The sequence below is a fragment of the Mucilaginibacter sp. KACC 22063 genome (genome assembly GCF_028736115.1).
Lineage (GTDB): Bacteria > Bacteroidota > Bacteroidia > Sphingobacteriales > Sphingobacteriaceae > Mucilaginibacter.
In genome coordinates this window covers 3841443-3862661 of the sequence record NZ_CP117877.1, presented here as the reverse complement: position 1 = coordinate 3862661, position 21219 = coordinate 3841443, and the positions used below count along the sequence as shown (strand labels likewise).

The 21219-nt window shown below is 42.6% G+C and carries 20 protein-coding genes; 10 read left to right on the top strand and 10 right to left on the bottom strand.

Annotated features, from left to right (window positions below):
- Positions 1–294: 294 nt before the first annotated feature.
- Complete coding sequence (locus PQ461_RS16705) at positions 295–1158, bottom strand: alpha/beta hydrolase (RefSeq protein WP_274206675.1); 864 nt, start codon at positions 1156–1158, stop codon at positions 295–297.
- 220 nt (positions 1159–1378) lie between these two features.
- On the opposite strand from PQ461_RS16705, the gene PQ461_RS16700 reads away from it, so the two are divergent.
- Together PQ461_RS16700 and PQ461_RS16695 are read left to right on the top strand one after the other, a co-directional pair.
- Positions 1379–1870 carry a cytidine deaminase gene (locus PQ461_RS16700; protein WP_274206674.1) on the top strand — a complete coding sequence of 164 codons (492 nt, stop codon included), beginning with the start codon at positions 1379–1381 and terminating at the stop codon, positions 1868–1870.
- An 8-nt stretch (positions 1871–1878) separates the two neighbouring features.
- Positions 1879–2538: a GDSL-type esterase/lipase family protein gene (locus PQ461_RS16695; RefSeq protein WP_274206673.1), complete on the top strand. Its 660-nt coding sequence runs from the start codon at positions 1879–1881 to the stop codon at positions 2536–2538.
- Between the two features lie 37 nt (positions 2539–2575).
- Here the strand turns inward: PQ461_RS16695 and PQ461_RS16690 are convergent, their stop codons facing one another.
- From PQ461_RS16690 to PQ461_RS16680, 3 genes are all read right to left on the bottom strand, one after another.
- The gene (locus PQ461_RS16690; RefSeq protein ID WP_274206672.1) at positions 2576–3751 is read right to left on the bottom strand and encodes a hypothetical protein; all 1176 of its coding nucleotides are present in this window, start codon (positions 3749–3751) and stop codon (positions 2576–2578) included.
- On the bottom strand, positions 3748–4119 hold the full coding sequence (locus PQ461_RS16685) for a hypothetical protein (RefSeq protein ID WP_274206671.1): 372 nt from the start codon (positions 4117–4119) through the stop codon (positions 3748–3750). Before PQ461_RS16685 ends, PQ461_RS16690 begins: the two co-directional genes overlap by 4 nt.
- Before the next feature lie 143 nt (positions 4120–4262).
- The gene (locus PQ461_RS16680) at positions 4263–4694 is read right to left on the bottom strand and encodes a nuclear transport factor 2 family protein (protein WP_274206670.1); all 432 of its coding nucleotides are present in this window, start codon (positions 4692–4694) and stop codon (positions 4263–4265) included.
- A gap of 372 nt (positions 4695–5066) precedes the next feature.
- Here PQ461_RS16680 and PQ461_RS16675 point away from each other — a divergent pair, with 372 nt between their 5' ends.
- A complete protein-coding gene (locus tag PQ461_RS16675; protein WP_274206669.1) occupies positions 5067–5576 on the top strand; it encodes a YdeI/OmpD-associated family protein in 510 nt (169 codons plus the stop codon).
- 114 nt (positions 5577–5690) lie between these two features.
- Here PQ461_RS16675 and PQ461_RS16670 read toward each other — a convergent pair whose 3' ends face one another.
- The 4 genes from PQ461_RS16670 to PQ461_RS16655 form a co-directional block, all read right to left on the bottom strand.
- Positions 5691–6296 carry an RDD family protein gene (locus PQ461_RS16670; protein WP_274206668.1) on the bottom strand — a complete coding sequence of 202 codons (606 nt, stop codon included), beginning with the start codon at positions 6294–6296 and terminating at the stop codon, positions 5691–5693.
- A gap of 70 nt (positions 6297–6366) precedes the next feature.
- A complete protein-coding gene (locus PQ461_RS16665) occupies positions 6367–7377 on the bottom strand; it encodes a toast rack family protein (protein WP_274206667.1) in 1011 nt (336 codons plus the stop codon).
- The gene (locus tag PQ461_RS16660) at positions 7374–7949 is read right to left on the bottom strand and encodes a PspC domain-containing protein (RefSeq protein ID WP_274206666.1); all 576 of its coding nucleotides are present in this window, start codon (positions 7947–7949) and stop codon (positions 7374–7376) included. Before PQ461_RS16660 ends, PQ461_RS16665 begins: the two co-directional genes overlap by 4 nt.
- A gap of 30 nt (positions 7950–7979) precedes the next feature.
- Entirely contained in the window at positions 7980–8684 is a 705-nt protein-coding gene (locus PQ461_RS16655; protein ID WP_274206665.1) for an SDR family oxidoreductase, read from the bottom strand.
- An 80-nt stretch (positions 8685–8764) separates the two neighbouring features.
- On the opposite strand from PQ461_RS16655, the gene PQ461_RS16650 reads away from it, so the two are divergent.
- The 7 genes from PQ461_RS16650 to PQ461_RS16620 all read left to right on the top strand — a co-directional run bounded on the left by PQ461_RS16650 (position 8765) and on the right by PQ461_RS16620 (position 16771).
- A complete protein-coding gene (locus PQ461_RS16650) occupies positions 8765–9496 on the top strand; it encodes an MlaE family ABC transporter permease (RefSeq protein ID WP_274206664.1) in 732 nt (243 codons plus the stop codon).
- Complete coding sequence (locus PQ461_RS16645) at positions 9493–10245, top strand: ABC transporter ATP-binding protein (RefSeq protein WP_274206663.1); 753 nt, start codon at positions 9493–9495, stop codon at positions 10243–10245. The genes PQ461_RS16650 and PQ461_RS16645 overlap by 4 nt, the downstream gene beginning before the upstream one ends.
- A gap of 342 nt (positions 10246–10587) precedes the next feature.
- Positions 10588–11472 carry a class I SAM-dependent methyltransferase gene (locus PQ461_RS16640; protein ID WP_274206662.1) on the top strand — a complete coding sequence of 295 codons (885 nt, stop codon included), beginning with the start codon at positions 10588–10590 and terminating at the stop codon, positions 11470–11472.
- 160 nt (positions 11473–11632) lie between these two features.
- Entirely contained in the window at positions 11633–12700 is a 1068-nt protein-coding gene (locus tag PQ461_RS16635) for a hypothetical protein (protein WP_274206660.1), read from the top strand.
- Between the two features lie 5 nt (positions 12701–12705).
- Entirely contained in the window at positions 12706–13668 is a 963-nt protein-coding gene (locus tag PQ461_RS16630; protein ID WP_274206659.1) for a Gfo/Idh/MocA family protein, read from the top strand.
- A gap of 115 nt (positions 13669–13783) precedes the next feature.
- Positions 13784–15424 (top strand): TldD/PmbA family protein, encoded by a 1641-nt coding sequence (locus PQ461_RS16625; RefSeq protein WP_274206658.1) that lies wholly within the window; start codon positions 13784–13786, stop codon positions 15422–15424.
- Between the two features lie 6 nt (positions 15425–15430).
- A complete protein-coding gene (locus PQ461_RS16620; RefSeq protein WP_274206656.1) occupies positions 15431–16771 on the top strand; it encodes a TldD/PmbA family protein in 1341 nt (446 codons plus the stop codon).
- Between the two features lie 71 nt (positions 16772–16842).
- Here PQ461_RS16620 and PQ461_RS16615 read toward each other — a convergent pair whose 3' ends face one another.
- Entirely contained in the window at positions 16843–18477 is a 1635-nt protein-coding gene (locus PQ461_RS16615) for a TldD/PmbA family protein (RefSeq protein ID WP_274206655.1), read from the bottom strand.
- Positions 18478–18724: 247 nt separating this feature from the next.
- Positions 18725–21139, bottom strand: coding sequence for a beta-galactosidase GalB (gene galB / locus PQ461_RS16610; protein WP_274206654.1), 2415 nt, complete (start codon positions 21137–21139; stop codon positions 18725–18727).
- Positions 21140–21219: the final 80 nt, after the last annotated feature.

Below are 21219 nucleotides of genomic sequence, written 5' to 3'. Positions count from 1 at the left end.
AGCAAGAGACGAGAATAACAGACAAGATAAGCTCACCTTTTTGGTGGGCTTTTTTTATTCATTCGTCATGCCGAACTTGTTTCGGCATCTCACATATAATAATGTAAGTGCTTATTATTGATTCTGTCTGAGTTTTCTTAACCCTTCCAAGGGAGGTAACTCTTTGTAGGCATCTATAAATGTCTTAAAATAACCGTGCTGTAATGTGACCTCGGGCTTGTTGCGGCATTTACAGGTATTGCTAACTTACGGGGGGGGCAAAGCAACAAGTGGTTACGAAATTTATAAGATTATTTAAAGGCCTGTTTTCGAATAAATCATTTTAAACGCATTATATGCAGCCTGGTGCAGTACAGTGGCGTGCGACTCATCTGGTAAATAATCAAAAAACAACCTGATGTTGGTATCCGCCTTAAGCATATTGTAAAGGCCTTGTGCATCGATATACATTTGCTCGTCTTCTTTTTTGTTAGGGGCACCTATATAAATATTAACCGGCTTATGCATTTTGTTTTGCAGTAGTGCATTGGGTTGATGCAGTAAGGCTTCGCCGCCCCACCACAAACTGGGGCTTACAATAATATAAGTGTTAAATAAGGAGGGATGGTTTAGTGCAATTTCGGTAATCAACAGTCCTGCCATTGATTCGCCGATAATGGTACGATTGGTGCTTGCTTTGTACTTTTTTGCAATATAGGGCTGTAGTTCTTTTTCAAGAAAGGCAATGTATTTTGTTGAGCCGCCATATTTGGGGAACAGGTCTTTTTTAAAGCCGGTCTTTTCCAGGAAATCGAGATTGTTGACCGGGAAAGTAAAATCGCGCCTTCTGTTAACATTTTTAATACCTACCACAATCGACTGCGGAACCCGGTTTACCCAAGCCTGGGTATCGAAGCGGATAATACCCGTAAGGTGGATAAAATCTTCATCTTCGCCGCCATCAGGAATGTAAATTACCGGATATTTTAGCGTATCGGTTGGGTTGTACCCTTCCGGTAAATAGATATTGATGGTTCTGGTTTCATTTAAAACTTTTGAATAAAACGCTTCCGACAAGCCGATAATTATCGGCCTGGTATCTGTTTGCGCTGATAATTGTTGGGTGCAAATAACAAACAGGGATAATAGTAAAGCAAAGTGTTTTTTTGAAAACGGCATTAATGTAAGGTATCGTTAAGTAGCTAAGGTAAGCTGCAATCACCGAACGGTCAAATTGCGTAGGCTGGGACAGATCTGGTAAATGCTATCTAAGGCTAACCGGTAAACCGGCAAACTTTTTCAGGATTTAGAGAATGAACACTTTGACTATTATCGTTACTTCTTTTTATCAATTCAATTCCTTATATTGTATCCCCTTCTTTTACAAGGGCTACTGATAATGAATAAACACGAAATAAAAATAAGCTTTGAGGAATATGATAACCCTGCGCAGCTTAATGAAGCAGACCGCGCGTTATGCCTTGAGGCAACTGAAGCATTAAAAAAATCACACTCTCCATATTCTAATTTCAGAGTAGGCGCGGCGCTTAAATTACAAAGCGGGCGTATCGTTTATGGCAGCAACCAGGAAAACGTGGCTTACCCTTCGGGTTTATGTGCCGAAAGGGTTGCGCTGTTCCATTGGGGGGCTAATTATCCTGAAGACCCAATTGAAAGTATCGCTATTACTGCTTATACGGATGATTTTACTTTGACAAGGCCTGTAACGCCTTGCGGCTCGTGCCTGCAGGTAATTGCAGAATATGAGAAAAAGCAGGATCAAAAATTAAAGATTATTTTATTTTGCCAGGACGGGCCGCTGTGGGTAGTGCAGGGAAGTGAAAGCTTTTTGCCATTTTTGTTTTTTGAAGAAAGACTTGCACAATCATAAAATCTGATATGAAGCTAAAACTAATCCTTATTGCGCTGCTGGTATGGGCAGCTAAGCCCGGCCATGCTCAAAGCGGTTTTCCGTTTGATAACGAGATCAGGGCATTTAAAACAGCCGACAGCCTGCATTTTCCTAAGCCAGGAGGCAACCTGTTTATCGGCAGTTCGTCAATCAGATTATGGGGCGACCTTGAGCAGCGTTTTCCGGATAAACGCGTTTTAAAGCGCGGTGTTGGCGGATCAACCCTTGAACAATGGGTGAAGTATTACACTAATTATATTTTGTTTCCGTACCAGCCAGAGCATATATTTATTTATGCCGGAGAAAATGACCTGAACGCTAATCGTACACCGCAGCAGGTTTACCAGGATTTTGTTACGCTGTATAACATGATTCAGCAGAAACTGCCCGGCAGTACAACGTATTGGTTATCCATTAAGAAAAGCCCTAGCCGTGCAGCGCATTATGCAGATGTAGATGCAACTAACAGCCTGATTAAAGATTTTATCAGCCATCATAGTAATGTGAAGTACATTGATGTTAACACTGTGCTATATGACAAAGCAACTTCATTACCTGATTCATCTTTGTTTAAACCAGACTACCTACATTTGAAAAAGGAAGGGTACGACCGCTGGCAAAAAGCAATCAAAAAATATTTATACTAACAAATCAGGCTGCACTTTGCAGCCTGATTTGTTTTTTTTAACTGCCTGCATTCTTTTTCTCAGGATTACCAAAGAGCAGATTAAAGCCAGGTGTAAATACTGCCTTCGAGCCGCCCTGTTTACTGAATCCTAAACTAAAGTCGACCCACATACCACCGAAAAAGGTAGTCTCTATACCCAGGCTGGCTTTATATATTCCGGACTGATGGGTTTCCATATTGGCATTGGCCTCAATAAAGCCCTTCAGGTCGTTTGAACCATAATAAGCCCTTGAGCCAATATTTAGCGTGCCGATGTTAAGGCTGCGGCTAAGGCTGTCTTTTAGCTGTGCAGATAAGCCGATCAGCAATTGCCCTTTAGCACCAAGCGGCGCACCAAAGGTTGTCCATAAACCAATTTTTGAAAAAGCCTTAATGTTGCGCAAAAGCGAATCCTTAGAATTAAATAAGCTGGCAAAGCCTAAATCCCATATGGGTTTGTTCCAGTTGGCTTTTTTAATACTGTCCCTGAATTTTGAGATCTTGGTTACATCAAAAGAACTGTTGATCTCAGCATCTATCAATTTCTTTATCATCGCATGCTTTGCATTGGCGGTATCGCGATAAGCATCTGCAACATTCTGGCTATAAGTAGGGAAGTCTACAGTATTTGTCGGGTCATTGGCCTTTAGTTGCCGGGTAACTGTTTTTACTGCATTTGCAAAAGCGTTAACCAAATTAGGACCGTATTCATCAAATTTTTTAATAAGTACATCATTCATCCGTAAATCCTGTTCGTCAAGTAGTTTGAATTTTACACCAACTGCTATCGCGTAACTTTTATCTGTATTTACTTTAGTACCAACAGATAATGCCGAAGTGTACCAAAACCTGTTTTGCCTGAATTTAGTAAGGCTCAAATGGGGATCAAATAATGCTGGCGATATTTCCACTGCCAGATTTTGCGGAATAGTAGCGCCGTTATTTAAAAAATAGTTACCTATTGAAAAAGCAATGTTACGGGTTGACGTAGGCCGCATAATACTGCTTGGGCTGGTGCCTAATATTTTAAATGCCGGCGACTCCGGCACACTATAATTCAATGTTCCCCAGCCCGCCTCAATTGTTTTGGCCACCGTACTGGTGTCAAGCGATTTTGATGCATTGTTGGTTTGTGCCTTAGCGCAAATTGAGTAAGCAGCAAGGCAAACTAATGCAAGTATTAATTTTTTCATATGCCTGCTTTAAAAATTTTGGCTGTAGTCATATCCACATTGCCGTTTGCTATGCTTGTGCCTTTAAACACCTGTGGTTCTGCGCATTTTTTATTGTTCTGACTAACAATGGCTAAGGCATTAAATGGGTTTCCTGCGCCGTTTAGATCAAGGCAACTCCAGTATATGACCAGGTAGTTGCCGATTAAAGAAGTTGGACTACCCAGATCAAAGCTTGTTTTGCCGTTCCATTGCCCATTGTCAGTAAATAAAGGATTGCCATTGCTGTCCTGAATTTCTACCTTAAAATAAAAGGTTTGAGAAGTGCCAAAGTGGAAATCTAACACCGCGTCTTCGGTATTAGAAATCAGGTTGATTTGAGAGATCATAATTGTAATGGTTAGGGTTAATAGTATAAAAATAACCAAAACTATTAAAACATCAAACTGATTTATAGGTGTTTATGTAAAAAATAGATAACAAAAAAGGCGCCCTTTCGGCGCCCGTTAATATTTAATATTTTAAAGTTAAATTATTTAAACACAGAGTATACGTCGGTGATTTTCCAGCCGCTACCGGTATTGCTTACGGTAATGTAGTTGCTGCGTAAAAAGTCTGCATATTGCATGTCTACTTTTACAACGGTTACATCAGCATTGTTGCTTACAACAGATGTTTTTACGGTACAGGTTTGCTCAATGCCTTTGTTGGCTTTTAAGAAACCCAGCATTTGATCTTTGTCATAGCTAAGGATGTCTTTGCCACGCAGCATGCTGAATTTTGCGCTTTTGTCAACTACAAGGTCCAGGTCTTCCACTTTGCCGAGACTAACAGCATCCACATAAGTATTAATGGCAAAATAAGGTGAAGCGGTTTTGTCTTCTTTAACTATGTTATTTGCTTTGACAACACTGCATGCTAATAATAAGCAAATGCCAAGTACAACTGATTTTAAGGTTTTCATAATATTTGATATTTAAGGTATTGTAATAATTTATATATCCATAAGACACGCCTTTGTATGCGATAGTTACAGTGATTTGAATGTATTTTTAATAGAACCACACTTTTATCAAAATTTCAACAATTGCTATTAAAATATTCAATTAATTACGTCGAATGTAAATAACAATATGAAGTTTGTAACTTCACTGCAAAGGTAATCAGGCTAATCTATTGCGATAGTTATCTTATTGATAATTAACTGTTAAGCATGTTAATTTAATAATTGGGTAATTGGCTGTCGGATGATTATTTTACCCTGCAAAGCATCGACAATGAACTACAAGCTGATATTTTGCTTTATTTAATTGAGTATAATTAGCATACGTATACTATGATAAAATTTAACGCCGTTTTACACCAGTTTGCCGAGCAGGGCGAGAAAACAGGTTGGACATATATCATCATTCCGCAGGATATGGCGTTGGAGCTTAAGCCGGGTAATAAAAAGTCATTCCGGGTAAAAGGCAAGCTTGACAATTTTGCAATAGCTGGCGTTGCATTAATGCCTTGGGGCGATGGAAGCTTTATTATGGCCATTAATGCAGATATGCGCAAAGGCATACGAAAAAGCAAAGGGGCAATGGTTGCGGTAGAGCTGGAAACGCATGACGATTATAAAGTGGAAATACCTGAAGACCTGCAGGAGTGCTTTGATGACGAACCTGAAGCATTTGAGTTTTTTAACTCGCTCACCCGCGGGCACCGCGATTATTTTATTAAATGGATAAACAGCGCTAAAACCGAACCTACAAGAGTAAACCGTATTGCCAATACAGTAAATGCTATGGTGAGCCGTATGGGCTACCCGGAAATGATCAGGGCTTTAAAGACAAAAAAGTAATGCTCCTCCTAAATCCTCCCCGGTAGGAAGGACTATTAGACGTCATGTAGATTTAAATGATATTTAATAAAGTCATACCTCGCACCTCAGAACTCACACCTCAGTAACTCAAAACTAAATAAGCCTGTCTTTTACTACTAATGTCCCTGCCACCATATCATGCAGGCATTGTTGTTTCTTGTTGAAGAAACTGAGCAGGTAGCCTACGCCTAACGTAATCACACAAAGTATTTTAGATATGTTGCGGCTAACTGCCTGAGCTCTGGTAATGCGTTCTCCGTAAAGGTCGGTTACTTTTATATTTAATAGCTGTTTGCCGTAAGTGCCCTGCTTGGGCCCGCTTTCCATCACGATATGATAGATTGTATATAGCAGCGGAATTACAACAAGAAGGCTGGTACTGAAAATAATGTTGAATATTTTGGCATCAGACAACAGCACAATAAAAAATGCCGGTACGGTACAAATGCCAGTGATGGTCAGCCAATCTATCACCGAAGCTAATAAGCGCTGGTCGAAGGCGCCAAAGTATTGAGGGATCACATAAGGCCTGCTAAACCCGAATAACTTACGCAGCGCTGCTATTTCCTGTGCTTCTTTATAATCTTCCATTTCTGGTGTCTTTACAAAGTCGCCTGGTTTTAAGTTACGCTTCTTCAGCTCTTCGATAATAAAGGGGCCTTCGGGCTTGCCATTAATTACCAGTAAAAACTCTTCCATTTATCGCATAAAAATAAAAAACCGCTTCCGGTTATAGAAGCGGTTAATGTGTTAGCAATTGTGTGAGGTTTTAATAACGTTTAACTTTAAAGTCTGACAGGCCGCCGCTGATTTTAATAGCGAATTTATTTTTAGCGTTGGCATAGCCTGGTGTTTCGTAATGGTTGTCTTCTGTTTTATTGAAGCCGTCAAAGCTGTTTGATGACAAGCCTGTGCTGGTTTCAATGCTGCAAGCTGCATCTTTAGGTATGCTGATCGTAATATCAGATACACCTGATGAAACATCTATGTTTGAACTGCCTGCAACCGGCTGGCCGAGCTTTACATCAAATGATGCTGCGCCACCATGCAAATTAAAATTACGGATTTTAAACTTGCTAAGGTCAAAGTTCAAATCTGTGGCACCAGCCGTAATATCCATATCCCATACTGGCAATACATTAAGCTTTAAAGTGGCCTTGTTTGATTTATTATTGCCATGCCAGCTAAAGTGCGCTTTATGGTCGCCTTTCATATCAAAAGTGATATTACTTACAGAATCCTGCGTGTGATTGGTAAGGCTGTAATGTCCATAAAACTCTTTAACGTCTGCTGCAAACAACTGGTTAGTTGTATCACTGAGGTTGTAAGTAGTTGCACCGCCGTTTAAATTAAGCTTTGCAATGCGGATATCGTTAGTGAAAGGCGTATGGTAATAACTGTTGCCATCTACTTTAACCAAGCCTGTACTGGTACTGTCGCTGTCGTCGTCATCATCACCAATATCAATACCGTCATTATCGCCGTCGTTATTATGGCTGTGGCCGTTAATAAATATGTGTGGGAAAAAGCGGTACCGGTGACCAAAGTCGCCAAAGAACAATATACCCAGGCAGCCAACCAGTACGATGATTTTGGTAGCTCTTGCCCACGGCGCATAATTGTTTGCAAGTAACAAGTTTACACCGCCAATTACCAAAAACAGCGGCCACAGGTATACAAAGTTAGTCCAGTGGAAATGGAGATAACCGAAATTGCTTGCTAATACAGCCAAGCCTATCAGCACGAGGATAATACCCGGCGTTAATCTATCTTTTTTCATTGCTGAGTTTCGTTAGGGTTGTTAACAGATGGATCTTCTTTTACTTCAGTTGCCTCGGCATCTTTAGTTTCCGGTTGTTGCCATTGCGGTTGGACAGGTTTATTTCTGTTGCCCGAAAAAATAAGCACAAGGCCTACAGCTACTAATATTACCGGCCACCATTGCTCAAAATCGATATCCGGTATCAGGTCCAGCTCATCTATCAAAAAGCCGGCACCAAGTAGAATCAATACTACCCCACCGATAATACCGGCGGTTGATGGTCCTTTGCGCGGAGTTATAACCGACTGATAGGGAGCTTGATAGGTGGTTTGCTGATAGCCTGGTGCGGGTGAACCAAATGGCTGGGTAGGCGGTACGGCATAATCAGCCGGAGGTATAAAGCTATAATCGCGCTTAGGCAATACGATCCATAAAATGATATAAATTAAAGTGCCGCTGCCTTTTAAGATAAGTGTTAATACAAATATCAGTCTTACTATAGAGACGTCTACATTGAAGTAGTCGGCTAAGCCCGCACAAACACCTGCAATTACTTTGCGGCGTTCGTCACGATAGAGTTTCTTTTCCATAATGATTGTTTTTAGAGTATAGTGATTGTTTTATAACTGGCCAAAAACAGGTTTTATGATAATCTCGTCTACATTGGCGCCTGTACTCATTTTATAAATGGTTACTATTGCCGCTGCAACGTCTTCTGGTAACACGAAACGGCTTTTGTCAACCTCAACGCCGTCCCATGATGCGGTTATGGTTGAACCGGGTATTACCGAAGTTACTTTTATACCATATTGCTGCATTTCGAGCCTCATTATATTACTAAGACTATACACTGCTGCCTTTGTTACACTATAAGTTCCGGCTGTTACAACGGGCGATAAAGCGGCTACTGAACAAATGTTGAAAATATGGCCTTCTTTTGCTGCCATCAGTTTTTTGCCGAAATAACGGTACAACTCATACCCCGGGCGAAGATTGGTATTCATCTGGGTGTCGAAAGTATCTTCTGTATCATCAAGTATCGATGATGGAATAAATGTGCCTACATTGTTTACAATCACGCTGATACTGCCTAATTCTTTCTCGGCTTGTTGCGCAAATTGCAGTAACTGCTGTTTGATACTGGCATCGGCTACGGTTGCCGAAACAGTGATATGAGGGTTAACTGCAAGCAGTTGTTCCCGGGTTTGCTGTAAATCTTTTATATTTCGCGAACAAATTGCAAGGTTTATTCCTTCTTTAGCAAATGCGAGCGCAATGGCATGGCCAATACCTTTGGTAGCACCAGTAATTAAAGCGTTTTTCATGCTTAAATGTAGTTCAATTGTTATAAGTTTAAGTACGCACTTTAAAAAATGTATTTTTGGCCGGTCATTAATTAAACAGAATGTTTACTGCTTTTGGAAAATATATACTATTAATACGCTTAAGTTTTAAGCGACCCGAAAAGTTCAGTGTTTACTGGGCAGAGGTAATGCGCGAGATGGTATCCATCGGTGTCGGTTCGTTAGGCATTATCAGTATCATTTCGGTATTTATCGGTGCGGTTGCTACTATACAAACAGCGTTTCAGTTGGTGAGCGACCTGATCCCTAAAAGTATTGTTGGCGGTATTACCCGCGATTCAACCATACTTGAATTTAGTCCAACCATTTCTGCGCTGGTACTGGCAGGCAGGGTAGGGTCAAGCATTGCATCGCAGATTGGTACCATGCGTGTAACCGAGCAGATAGATGCTTTAGAAATTATGGGGGTAAACGCCCCGGGGTATTTAATTGCTCCTAAAGTAATATCGGGCGTAACCATGATCCCGCTGTTAAACATCATCTCTATAGCCCTTGGCCTTATTGGTGGTTACATTGCCTGTGCCGCATCTGGCGACGTATCAACATCTGATTATATGACTGGTTTAACAGATGGCTTTAACCCGGTAAGTATGCAGGTGTCTATTGTGAAATCAATTTTTTTCGGATTTATTATCACTACTGTTTGCGCTTACCAGGGGTTTTATACTTCAGGCGGTGCGCTTGAAGTTGGTCAATCTGCTACACGCGGTGTAGTATATAGCTGTATCATGATCTTATTTGCTGACTTAGTAATTTCGAGGGTAATGTTATGATCGAGATACAGGATATTTACAAAACCTTCGGGGATAATGATGTACTGCGTGGTATATCAGCAACATTTGAAGCCGGTAAAAACAACCTTATCATAGGTGGTTCGGGTTCGGGTAAAACAACTTTGCTTAAATGTATCGTAGGCCTGCATGAACCAACAAAAGGAGAAGTGATTTTTGACGGCGAAAACTTTACTCACATGGATTTTGAACAACGTGTACCTACCCGCAAGCAAATTGGTATGCTGTTTCAAAACTCGGCATTGTTTGACTCCATGACGGTTGAGCAGAATATCATTTTTCCGCTTAACCTGTTCACTGATATGTCTAAAAGCGAAAAGCTTGACCGTGCCAACTTCTGCTTAGAACGGGTGAATCTGAAAGGCAAGAACGATCTTTTTCCGGCAGAACTATCGGGCGGTATGAAAAAGCGTGTGGGTATTGCCCGCGCCATATCAATGGAGCCTAAATACCTGTTCGTTGACGAACCGAACTCGGGCCTTGATCCGCAGACTTCCATACTGATTGACGAACTCATCAATGAAATTACTCAGGAGTATAAAATCACAACCGTTATTGTAACGCACGACATGAACTCGGTAATGGGTATAGGTGATCATATCATTTTCCTTTACCAAGGTAAAAAATGGTGGGAAGGCTCAAATAAAGACATTGCCCATACCGACAACAAAGAACTGAACGACTTTGTGTTCGCCAGTAAGTTTACACAAGCGGCGAGAGAAAAGCTGTAGATTGGTCAATAGTGATTGGGATACTTTAATTCATTTCTGACCCCTTATTAAAGTCAGTACAATTAGCAATAGCAGTGCATTCCCCTTAAAAGGGAAGTGTAGAGGCAGTATGTTAAGTAGTTACATTGTCAAGGGGTAAGCCATAATTCTTGACCCTTTTTTAAGTTTCTACTTAAAGTAATTGCTGTGCATTCCCCTTTTAAGGGGAAAAGTAGAGACAATGCTTTAGCCAAAACGTTGTCAAGGGGTAAGCCTAAACTAATCTATTATCAATACTCATTTGTATTAGTATCTTTGCGAATTAATACTCAGACACTCGTAACTCAAAACTCGCCACTAAAGATGATCCAACTCCTTACGCCCGAACACTGGAAAGACTATGAGCTGATTGATTGCGGCGATTTTGAAAAACTGGAACGTTTTGGCAATTTAATCCTGATCCGCCCTGAACCACAGGCTGTTTGGAGCAAAGCCTTGCCGCAAAGCGAGTGGAACAAGCAGCATCATATCCGTTTCAAAGGGCGTTCGGCTACATCAGGCGAATGGATTAAGAAAGACCCTAAAGCAGCTGATCGCTGGCATATTACTTATCAAAATAATGATGTAACCATCAGGTTCCGTTTGGGGCTTACTTCATTTAAGCATGTGGGCATTTTCCCCGAGCAGGCTGTAAACTGGGATTATATCTCTAAAAATGTAAAGCGGTTTAAAACGCCAAGCCCCAAAGTACTTAACTTATTTGCCTATACAGGCGGCGCATCTTTAATTGCGCGTGCGGCCGGTGCCGATACTACGCACGTAGATTCGATAAGGCAGGTAGTTACCTGGGCAAATGAAAATCAGGAACTGTCTGAACTGGAAAATATACGCTGGGTAGTTGAGGATGCCCTGAAATTTGTAAAGCGCGAAATAAAGCGCGGTAAAAAATATAACGGTATTATTTTGGATCCGCCTGCTTATGGCCACGGCCCTAACGGCGAAAAATGGAAGCTGGAAGACCACATCAATGAAATGATGCAGGATGTGGTTCAGTTGCTTGACCCTGAAGAACACTTCCTGATATTAAATACCTATTCGCTGGGCTTTTCGTCTGTCATCGTAGAAAACCTGATCAAAGGCGCTTTTCCGCAGGTGCAAAACCTGGAAACCGGCGAACTTTATCTGCAGGCAACATCGGGTATTAAGTTGCCGTTGGGTGTGTTTGGTAAATTTTATAAGACAAAATAAAACAGCTTTAACAAATACTTGTTCATAGGCTAATTCATTATAAATACCCCCTTGAAACTTACAGTAGGTTAAATTAAGAAGTTACTAAATTAACTTTGTGAATATTCAAATAACTATCAAATAATTTAGCATATTGCTGCAAAACATCAACTTACTATAAATGAACTTAAAGGCTTTCTTTCTGACCGGATCACTTGCCGTTGGAACCGTTTTATTGTTTACTAACTGCAACAACGGTAACAAATCAACCACTACAACCACTACAAAAACAAAAACCAGTACCGAAGTTGCTAAAGCAGACACCATTGATACGCTTTCGATTGTAAAAGAGCACTATCCGCCGTTGGATAAAGCCAAATACGATAGCTTGATGAAACGCCTGGCTAACGGTGATACCACCGGCCGCTGGCCTGTTAAAAATGCACCTTACCCAATGGACGGTGCTATATTACCATTCCACAGAATTGTAGCTTTCTACGGTAACCTGTATTCTAAAAAGATGGGTATCCTTGGCGAGCTGCCGCCAAACGAGATGCTGAACAAATTGCGCGGCGAAGTAAAGCATTGGGAGAAGGCTGATCCTTCTATCCCTGTAATGCCTGCTTTGCACTACATTGCTGTAGTAGCACAGGGCGACGGTGGTAAAGACGGTAAATACCGTTACCGCATGCCATTTAAACAGATCGACTCTGTATTAGTACTGGCTAAAAAAGTACATGGCATTGTATTTCTTGACGTGCAGGTTGCTTTAAGTAACATACGCGCAGAGTTGCCTTTGTTAGAAAAATACCTGAAAATGCCTAATGTGCATTTCGGTATGGACCCTGAGTTTTCTATGAAAGACGGAACCAAACCGGGCCGTAAAATTGGAACTTATGATGCGGAAGACGTGAATTATGTTTCGGGTTACCTGGCTAACCTGGTAAATACATACCACTTACCTCCGAAAATTTTAATTGTACACCGCTTTACTAAAAAGATGTTAACCAACTACAAAAACATCAAATTACGTAAAGAAGTACAAACTGTAATTGATATGGACGGCTGGGGCGAACCAGACCTTAAAACAGGTACTTATCGTTACTTTGTACAAGGCGAACCTGTACAGTTCACCGGCTTTAAATTGTTCTACAAAAACGATATCAAAAAAGCGCCTCACCACATGCTAACACCAGAAGAGGTCATCAAAAGATATACACCACACCCAATTTATATCCAGTACCAGTAACAGGTATGGTTAAAATAGGTATTATAGGCTGCGGCCGGATCTCGCATCGTTTTATGCAGGGTCTGGCCGCTGTTGTTAATGCACAATATGTTGGCGCATGGGCGCGCCGAGCCGAAAATGTTCAGGAGTTTACGGCAAAATATGGTGGTACGGCCTTTTCATCTGCTGAAGAGTTGCTGGCATCAGATATCGATGCTGTTTACATTGCAACCCTGCCCGATAGCCATGCCCATTACAGTACACTTGCGCTTAATGCAGGTAAGCATGTATTGTGCGAAAAGCCATCAATGGTTAACCTGCAACAGCTTGAGCCTGTATTAGCTTTAGCTAAGCAGAAGAACCTGCTTTTTATGGAAGGCATGAAACCGCCCTTCTTCCCGGCCTACCGTAAACTTCGCGAGCATTTGATCAATGATCCAATCGGCGATGTAGCTTACGTGCGTGCCGGTTCATCAGTTGCCGATTTACCACCGGATCATCCTAATTTTAGTTACGAGGGCATTGGCGGCGGCATTATGGCCATTTTACCTTATGAGGTTTTCCTGGCGGCTGAGTGGTTGGGCAATACGCTTGAAATGCAAACCCTTGGCCACATTGCCGACAACAAAGTTGATATGTTTGCCATTATTCAAAGCAGGCACGAAAAAGGTTATTCACAGTTGTATTGCGGTTTTGACCTGCACGGTAAAGGCGATGCTTTGATAGCTGGCACTCAGGGGCACATCACTATTCATAAAAACTGGTGGAATCCCCAAAAGGTCACTATCGAATATCTGGATGGCCGTATCGTTACTTTAGATGAACCTTTTGCAGCAGGCGGACTTAATTATGAAACCGAACATTTTTGCCAGTTAATACAAGACGGCAAGACTGAAAGTCCCATCATTACACACCACCTTTCGCGCGAGATGATGCGCATGCTCGATCTGTCACGGGCACAAATTGGATTACGGTTTCCCGGCGAGTAATTCTCAAAAATTGTAAGGTGATTATTCACTTCTGAAAATAATTATTTAAATTACGAACACATCTGCCAGACTGACCTTCTGAATAGTTCATTTTTTAATCAAAACCTTAACAATTTTGAAAAGGAAAGATTTTCTTTATCTCACCGGTATGGGCTTCGGAGGAGCCATGCTGAGCCGTATCCCTGTTATTGGTGCACCGATCTCACAAGAGGCAGCTTTGCAGGGCGGCATTGATGTTGCCCTTAAAAAACGTATGGCTGATGTTGCGCTTAATGCGGCACGGTCAAAAGGAGCAACGTACACTGATGTACGCATTGGCCGCTACTTGCGTGAGTTTGTGGTAACCCGTGAAAACAAAGTGCAAAACGTAGTCAATACCGAATCATACGGTATGGGTGTACGCGTACTTGCAGATGGATGCTGGGGTTTTGCCGCTACTGATCGTATGGACAATGATAGCATTGCACGTGCAGCAGCCGATGCAGTAGCTATTGCCAAAGAGAACGCACGCTTGCAAAGCGAACCCGTACAGTTGGCCCCGCAAAAGGGTTACGGTGAAGTGAGTTGGAAGGCGCCGATCGAGAAAAATGGTTTCGAAGTACCTATTAAGGATAAAGTTGACCTGTTGCTGAAGGTGAATGATACCGCAATGAAAGCGGGAGCGAACTATGTTACTTCCATTATTTTCCTGGTGAATGAGCAAAAGTACTTTGCCTCAACAGATGGCTCATACATTGATCAGGATATTCATCGTATATGGCCTACGTTTTATGCCACCAAAATAGACCAGAAATCGGGTAAATTTATTACCCGTAATGCCCTGAGCGCACCACGCGGAATGGGCTATGAGTATCTGATGCCGCGTGATAGCGACAAGATTAAAGGTATGCCTACCATGCTTTACCGCGACCGTTATGATATGATTGAGGATGCTGGGCTTGCAGGTTTGCAAACTGGGCAAAAGCTTGCTGCTAAATCTGTTGAGCCTGGTAAGTACGATCTGATCCTTGATCCTACTAACATGTGGCTTACCATCCACGAATCGGTTGGCCACCCTTCAGAGCTTGACCGTGTGCTTGGGTACGAGGCTAATTTTGCAGGTACCAGTTTCCTTACGCTTGACAAATGGAAATCGGGCAAATTCAACTTCGGTAGTAAAAACGTAAACATCGTTGCAGATAAAACACAGCCGGGTTCTTTAGGTGCTGTTGGTTATGATGATGAAGGGGTAAAATGCGGTAAGTGGGACATCATTAAAGATGGTACGCTTGTAAATTACCAGACGATACGCGATCAGGCACACATTCTCGGGTTAAATGCATCTCAGGGATGCTGCTATGCCGATAGCTGGAATGATGTACAATTCCAACGTATGCCTAATATATCCTTACAGCCTGGCAAAGCACCTTTAACTCCGTCTGATATGATCAAGAATGTAGAAAAAGGTATTTATATCATTGGCGATAGCTCTTTCTCTATAGATCAGCAGCGTTACAATTTTCAATTCAGCGGGCAGCTTTATTACGAGGTACGCAACGGTAAGATTGTAGGGATGCTTAATGATGTGGCTTACCAGTCGAACACACAGGAGTTCTGGAATTCATGTTCTGCCGTATGCGATGAGCGTGATTATCGCCTGGGCGGTTCGTTCTTTGACGGTAAGGGACAGCCTGAGCAGGTGAGCGCAGTCTCGCATGGTTCGTCTACCGCGCGTTTTAACGGAGTTAACATTATTAATACAGCAAGAAAAATCTAAACCAATATGGCTATACTAAGTCAGGAAGAAGCGCAGGCTTTAATGAAGAAGGCGCTTAGCTACTCAAAAGCCGATGAATGCGAAATAAACTTTAGTGGTTCAAACAGCGGTAATATTCGCTATGCGCGCAACTCGGTTTCAACAAGCGGAGCAGTTAGCACAACCAGTATGGTTATTTCTTCTGCTTTCGGTAAAAAATTAGGTGTTGTTACTTTAAATGAATACGACGATAAGTCGATAGAAACTGCAGTGCGCCGTTCTGAAGAACTGGCACAGCTGGCACCGGAAAACCCGGAATACATGCCGTTCTTAGGGCCGCAAACTTATGGGCCGACTAACCCAAAGCTTTACGATCAGAAAACTGCGGAGATGACACCTAAGCAGCGTGCAGATATGGTAGAGGCAAGCTTAAATGTGGCAAAAGAAAGTAAGCTTACTGCTGCTGGATTTTTGCAAAATACAGGCAGTTTCAGCGCCATGATGAACTCGCACGGTTTGTTTGCTTATAATAAGTATTCTGACATTAACTTCTCGATCACCATGCGTACACCAGACAGCCTTGGCTCTGGCTATGCGACAAAAGATTACGAGGACTTTAATGATATGGATACCCTTAAGCTTACAAAAATTGCTGCGCAAAAGGCAAGCGGTTCTGTAACTGCAAAAGCTATTGAGCCGGGTAAATATACCGTGATCCTGGAACCGGCAGCCGGTATCGTTTTGCTGGAAAACCTATATGGCAGCCTTGATGCACGTAGCGCAGATGAGGGCCGCAGCTTTTTAAGTAAAGCTGGTGGCGGTACAAGGTTAGGTGAAAAACTGGTTGACGAACGGGTAAATATTTATTCGGATCCGGCGGATCCGCGTTTACCTACAAGTACTTGGTCGGGTGATGGCCAGCCGCAGCAAAAGGTAAACTGGATTGAGAAGGGGGTAATTAAAAACCTGTATTACTCGCGTTACTGGGCGCAGAAGAAAGGTGTTAAACCAATGCCTGGGCCGGGTGGAGTGATTATGGAAGGCGGCGAAGGTTCAATAGAAGATCTGATCAAAAGCACTGAAAAAGGTATTTTAGTTACCCGCTTGTGGTACATCCGCGAGGTTGATCCGCAAACTTTACTCTATACAGGCCTTACCCGCGACGGTACTTTCTATATTGAAAACGGGCAGATCAAATTCCCGGTGAAAAACTTCCGTTTCAACGAAAGCCCGGTAATTATGCTGAACAACCTGGAAGCGCTTGGCAAACCGGAGCGTACCGTAAGCGGCGAATCATTCCAAAGCGCATTGATACCGCCAATGAAAATCCGCGACTTTACATTCAGTTCATTGTCTGACGCAGTGTAACAAAGAAGTAAGATACCAGATACAAGAAACAAGTAAGCCCACGATATTGTGGGCTTTTTTATTTAAAAAGATCAGATCCTCCTGCTGGTATTGATCACATTTACTTTGTCAAACTTAGTTGTTGCACATCCGTGCGATACGGCGCTTACCTGTTGCGGCTGGCCCTTACCGTCAAAGAATGAACCTCCTAAGCGATAATCGCTGGCATCGCAAATAGCCGAGCACGAGTTCCAGAACTCCTGTGTATTGGCCTGATAGGCAGCCCCGCTAACCATGCCTGTAATTTTACCGTTATTGATCTCATAGCAAAGCTGGCTACTGAACTGAAAATTGTAACGCTGCTGATCGATAGAGTAAGAGTTACGGCCAAACATATATAGGCCTTTCTCGGTGTTTTTAATCAGCTCTGCCGGACTAAGCTTTGCTTTACCCGGTTGCAGGCTTACGTTAGGCATGCGCTGAAACTGAATAGAACTCCAGTCGTCGGCGTAGCAGCAACCTTGTGAAGCCTCAAGCCCCAGGATATGCGCCTGGTCGCGTATGGTTTGGTAATTTACAAGTACACCATCTTTAATGATGTCCCACTTGCCGCATTTCACCCCTTCGTCATCATAGCCTACTGTGCCTAATGCATTGGGTTGAGTTTTGTCGCCTACAAAGTTTACAATCTTACTGCCAAAGTTAAACTTGCCCGACTTCCATTTATCCAATGTTAAAAAGCTGGTACCTGCAAAGTTCGCCTCGTAGCCAAGTACGCGGTCCAGTTCGGTAGGGTGGCCAACCGACTCGTGAATGGTCAGGAACAAGTTAGTCGGATCAAGTATCAGGTCGTATTTGCCGGGTTCAATCGGTTTGGCTTTCAGTTTTTCATCTAACTGAGAGGTGGCAATGCGGGCATCTTCCAGCATATTGTAATGCGTAGTAAAAATAGGGAATATGCCGTTAATTACTGTTGAACTGTCAGGAACCAGGTATTCGTAACCCATACCCATTGGTGCGCCTAATGAATTGCGCGTTTCAAACTTGCCACTTTTTGCATCGGTTTTGGTGATGGTGAAGCTTGGCCAAATGCGGTGAATGTCCTGATCAATGTATGAGCCATCTGTAGAAGCAAAATACTTCTGCTCGTTAATCATAAACAGCGAGTTGTTTATGAAATTTGCACCCAGTTTTAAGGCTTCATTATTGGCAGCCAAAAGCAGCTCAACTTTATCTTTAATAGGTACTTCAAATGCATTTTTCTGGATAGGTGTTTTCCAGTTTACTTCACCATAACCTTTTTGTGGAGCAAGCTGAACAGGAGTCGTTAGTAATTTAGCATTGTCTTTAGCAATGCGTACCGCAAGTTCGGCAGCTTTCGCAATACTGTCATTGTCCATTTTGTTAGTAGCTGCAAAGCCCCAGCAACCATCGGCTAACACACGCACCCCCATTCCGTACGATTCAGTATTGGCAATGTTCTGCACCTTGTCTTCCCGCGTGATAACCGACTGGTTAAGGTAACGTCCTATACGTACATCGGCGTAGCTGGCACCTCTTGATTTTGCCGTGTTTAGAGCAACATCGGCCATGCGTTTTTTCAACGATACATCAACATTTTCCAGCGCTTTCTCAGGATTTACAGGCGAACCAATCACCGGAATATTGGGCATCATAGCCGCACTAAGGCCCATGCCGCTAAGGTATAGGAAGTCTTTTCTTTTCAAGTTATTGCTATTTGATTGCACAATATAACGAATTGGTAAAGGCGTACCAATAGCAAGGCGTAAGGAAGTTGTGACAGAAATAGTCTCTCGTTTGAGAGGAAATACATTTAGGGCGGTTATGTTAAGTCGGTTCGGTATTTAAACGTAAAAAGAAAGTTCCCTCCTCGGGGAGGGTTAGGGAGGGGGTTAAAAGCAAAGGCACAAATCTTGTGCCTCTACAGTATTATTATTCAATGGAATTTAATCCTCACTTCATTACAATCTTCAGATTAGCAGTTTGTAAACCTGCACCCGTTGCAGTTAAGGTAGCTACGCCGGGTTTATATTTGGCTTGTATAATAGCTAATGCCAAACCATGAAACGCTTTACGCCAGCTGGCTTTGAACGGATCATGGCTTACCGGGTCGCCGTTATCAACACCAGCAATAAAGGCTTGCCCGTTTAACTTGAATGTTAGCTTGTCTTCGGCGTCAGGTACAAGGTTGCCATCTTTGTCTAATACTTTAACGGTTACAAACGATAGGTCTTTGCCATCTGCTTTAATGGTACTTCTGTCAGCCGTTAATTCTATTTTAGCTGGCTTACCGGCAGTATTTATAGTACGCGTTAAAACAGTTTTGCCGTTTAAGCGAGATACCGCTTTTAATGTGCCCGGTTCAAATTTTAAACGCCACATGACGTGCAGGTCGTCGCCTTGTTTCTTTTTAATACCAAGCGATTTACCATTCAGAAACAGCTCTACTTCATCGGCATTGTTATAGTATGCCCAAACATCAACCGTTTTGCCCGGCTGCCAGTTCCAATGCGGGAAGATGTGCAGTACCGGCTTATTAGTCCACTCGCTTTGGTACATATAGTACAGGTCTTTAGGGAAACCAGCCAGGTCTATAATGCCAAAATACGAACTGCGTGATGGCCAGGTGTAAGGTGTTGGTTCTCCTAAGTAATCAAAGCCTGTCCAGATGTACATACCCGACAGGTAATCATATTTTTTGATCAGTTTCCAGGTTTCCTCATGCGTTGATCCCCATGGCGCCGACACGTTATCATAAGCCGAAACTACATTGCCATTAGGGTTGGTAAAAGGCTTATTCCACTGTGCAGGCCAGCGGCGGATACTGTCTGAAGGCATATCATAATATCCTCGTGTTTCCAGCGCCGATGTTGTTTCTGTACCGATAAATTTTGCACCAAGGAAAATCTCATGGAACTTCACATAATCGCGGTGGTGATAATTGTAGCCTATAAGGTCAACCGCACCAGAACGTATGATCGAATTTTTAGCATAAGGCTGGTCGTTTGCATCCGTAATTGGGCGGTTATCGTACTGGCGTACAATGCCTGCCAGTTCGCGTGCAATGGCTGTACCTGTTGAGTCGCCCTGCTCGGGTATCTCATTGCCGATGCTCCACATCATTACACTTGGGTGGTTACGGTCGCGAAGTAGCTGGTCAACCAGGTCGCGTTTATGCCATTTATCAAAGTAAAGGTGATAATCGTATTCAACCTTTTGTTTGCGCCAGCAATCAAAAGCCTCGTCCATTACAATAAAGCCCATTTTGTCGCACAGGTCAAGCAGTTCCGGCGCAGGCGGATTGTGCGATGTGCGGATACCGTTGCAACCCATTGCTTTTAAAATCTGTAACTGGCGTTCAAGTGCGCGGGTGTTTACCGCTGCACCAAGGCTGCCAAGATCGTGGTGATCGCAAACACCTAAGATTTTTAAAGGCTTGCCATTAAGGCTAAAACCTTTATCTGCATCAAAATCAAAATACCTGATACCAAATGGTGTGGTATAGGTATCGACAAGTTGGTTATTTACATAGATGCGTGTGGTGGCTTTATATAGAGATGGATGATCTACAGACCATAGTTGCGGTGTTTTGATGGTAAAAGACTGATTAAGTGTCGACACTGAGTCCATCACTTTAAGATCATTGCTTACTGCGCTGGCTACCTGTTTGCCTTGTGGGTCTATTACCGAAGTTACTGCCTTAAATTTTGCATTAGGGTATATGGTACGTATGCGTGTACTCACTTTCACTTCTGCCTCCTGATTGTTTACACGGGGCGTGGTTACATAGGTGCCCCAAAGATCAACTGCTACCGGGTTAGTTTTTACCAGCCATACATGGCGGTAAATACCCGAGCCAGAATACCAGCGCGAGTTTGGCTGAACCGAATTGTCAACCTTTACGGCAATAGTGTTACTGCCGCCTATTTTAAGGTAAGGAGTAAGCCCGTACCTGAAAGATATATAACCATTAGGCCTGAAACCTAAATGATGCCCGTTGATCCAAACCTCGCTTTTCTGATAAACGCCATCAAAATCAATATAGATCAGTTTGCCTTTATCGCCTGCAGGTATGGTAAATGTCTTGCGGTACCAGCCAATGCCGCCCGGCAGTGCGCCGCCTTCGGCTTTTGCAGGGTTGTCTTTACTGAATGTGCCCTCAATGCTCCAATCGTGCGGCAGATCAAGCAAGCGCCAGTTTTTATCAGCGTAAGCGGCAGTTTTTGCTTCCGGAGCATCCCCTAAATGGAAACGCCAGCCTTTATCAAAATCAACTACCGTGCGCCCTGTTTGGGCATGCAGGTGAAATGTAATTGTTAAAAGCGCTAAAAATATAAGCGTTTTTAAAGGCCGACGATGTGATAACATTACAGATTGGTTTAATTGTTTTACTGACACAAAATAGCACGAATGCTATGTAATAGCAAACATATTATTGCCAATTACTT

Coding starts and splice junctions, on each gene's coding strand:
- PQ461_RS16705 (WP_274206675.1), bottom strand. CDS start 1,158: ATGCCGTTTTCAAAAAAACACTTTGCTTTACTATTATCCCTGTTTGTT.
- PQ461_RS16620 (WP_274206656.1), top strand. CDS start 15,431: ATGGCTATACTAAGTCAGGAAGAAGCGCAGGCTTTAATGAAGAAGGCG.
- PQ461_RS16635 (WP_274206660.1), top strand. CDS start 11,633: ATGAACTTAAAGGCTTTCTTTCTGACCGGATCACTTGCCGTTGGAACC.
- PQ461_RS16655 (WP_274206665.1), bottom strand. CDS start 8,684: ATGAAAAACGCTTTAATTACTGGTGCTACCAAAGGTATTGGCCATGCC.
- PQ461_RS16700 (WP_274206674.1), top strand. CDS start 1,379: ATGAATAAACACGAAATAAAAATAAGCTTTGAGGAATATGATAACCCT.
- PQ461_RS16645 (WP_274206663.1), top strand. CDS start 9,493: ATGATCGAGATACAGGATATTTACAAAACCTTCGGGGATAATGATGTA.
- PQ461_RS16675 (WP_274206669.1), top strand. CDS start 5,067: ATGATAAAATTTAACGCCGTTTTACACCAGTTTGCCGAGCAGGGCGAG.
- PQ461_RS16680 (WP_274206670.1), bottom strand. CDS start 4,694: ATGAAAACCTTAAAATCAGTTGTACTTGGCATTTGCTTATTATTAGCA.
- galB (WP_274206654.1), bottom strand. CDS start 21,139: ATGTTATCACATCGTCGGCCTTTAAAAACGCTTATATTTTTAGCGCTT.
- PQ461_RS16670 (WP_274206668.1), bottom strand. CDS start 6,296: ATGGAAGAGTTTTTACTGGTAATTAATGGCAAGCCCGAAGGCCCCTTT.
- PQ461_RS16690 (WP_274206672.1), bottom strand. CDS start 3,751: ATGAAAAAATTAATACTTGCATTAGTTTGCCTTGCTGCTTACTCAATT.
- PQ461_RS16640 (WP_274206662.1), top strand. CDS start 10,588: ATGATCCAACTCCTTACGCCCGAACACTGGAAAGACTATGAGCTGATT.
- PQ461_RS16650 (WP_274206664.1), top strand. CDS start 8,765: ATGTTTACTGCTTTTGGAAAATATATACTATTAATACGCTTAAGTTTT.
- PQ461_RS16665 (WP_274206667.1), bottom strand. CDS start 7,377: ATGAAAAAAGATAGATTAACGCCGGGTATTATCCTCGTGCTGATAGGC.
- PQ461_RS16695 (WP_274206673.1), top strand. CDS start 1,879: ATGAAGCTAAAACTAATCCTTATTGCGCTGCTGGTATGGGCAGCTAAG.
- PQ461_RS16660 (WP_274206666.1), bottom strand. CDS start 7,949: ATGGAAAAGAAACTCTATCGTGACGAACGCCGCAAAGTAATTGCAGGT.
- PQ461_RS16630 (WP_274206659.1), top strand. CDS start 12,706: ATGGTTAAAATAGGTATTATAGGCTGCGGCCGGATCTCGCATCGTTTT.
- PQ461_RS16685 (WP_274206671.1), bottom strand. CDS start 4,119: ATGATCTCTCAAATCAACCTGATTTCTAATACCGAAGACGCGGTGTTA.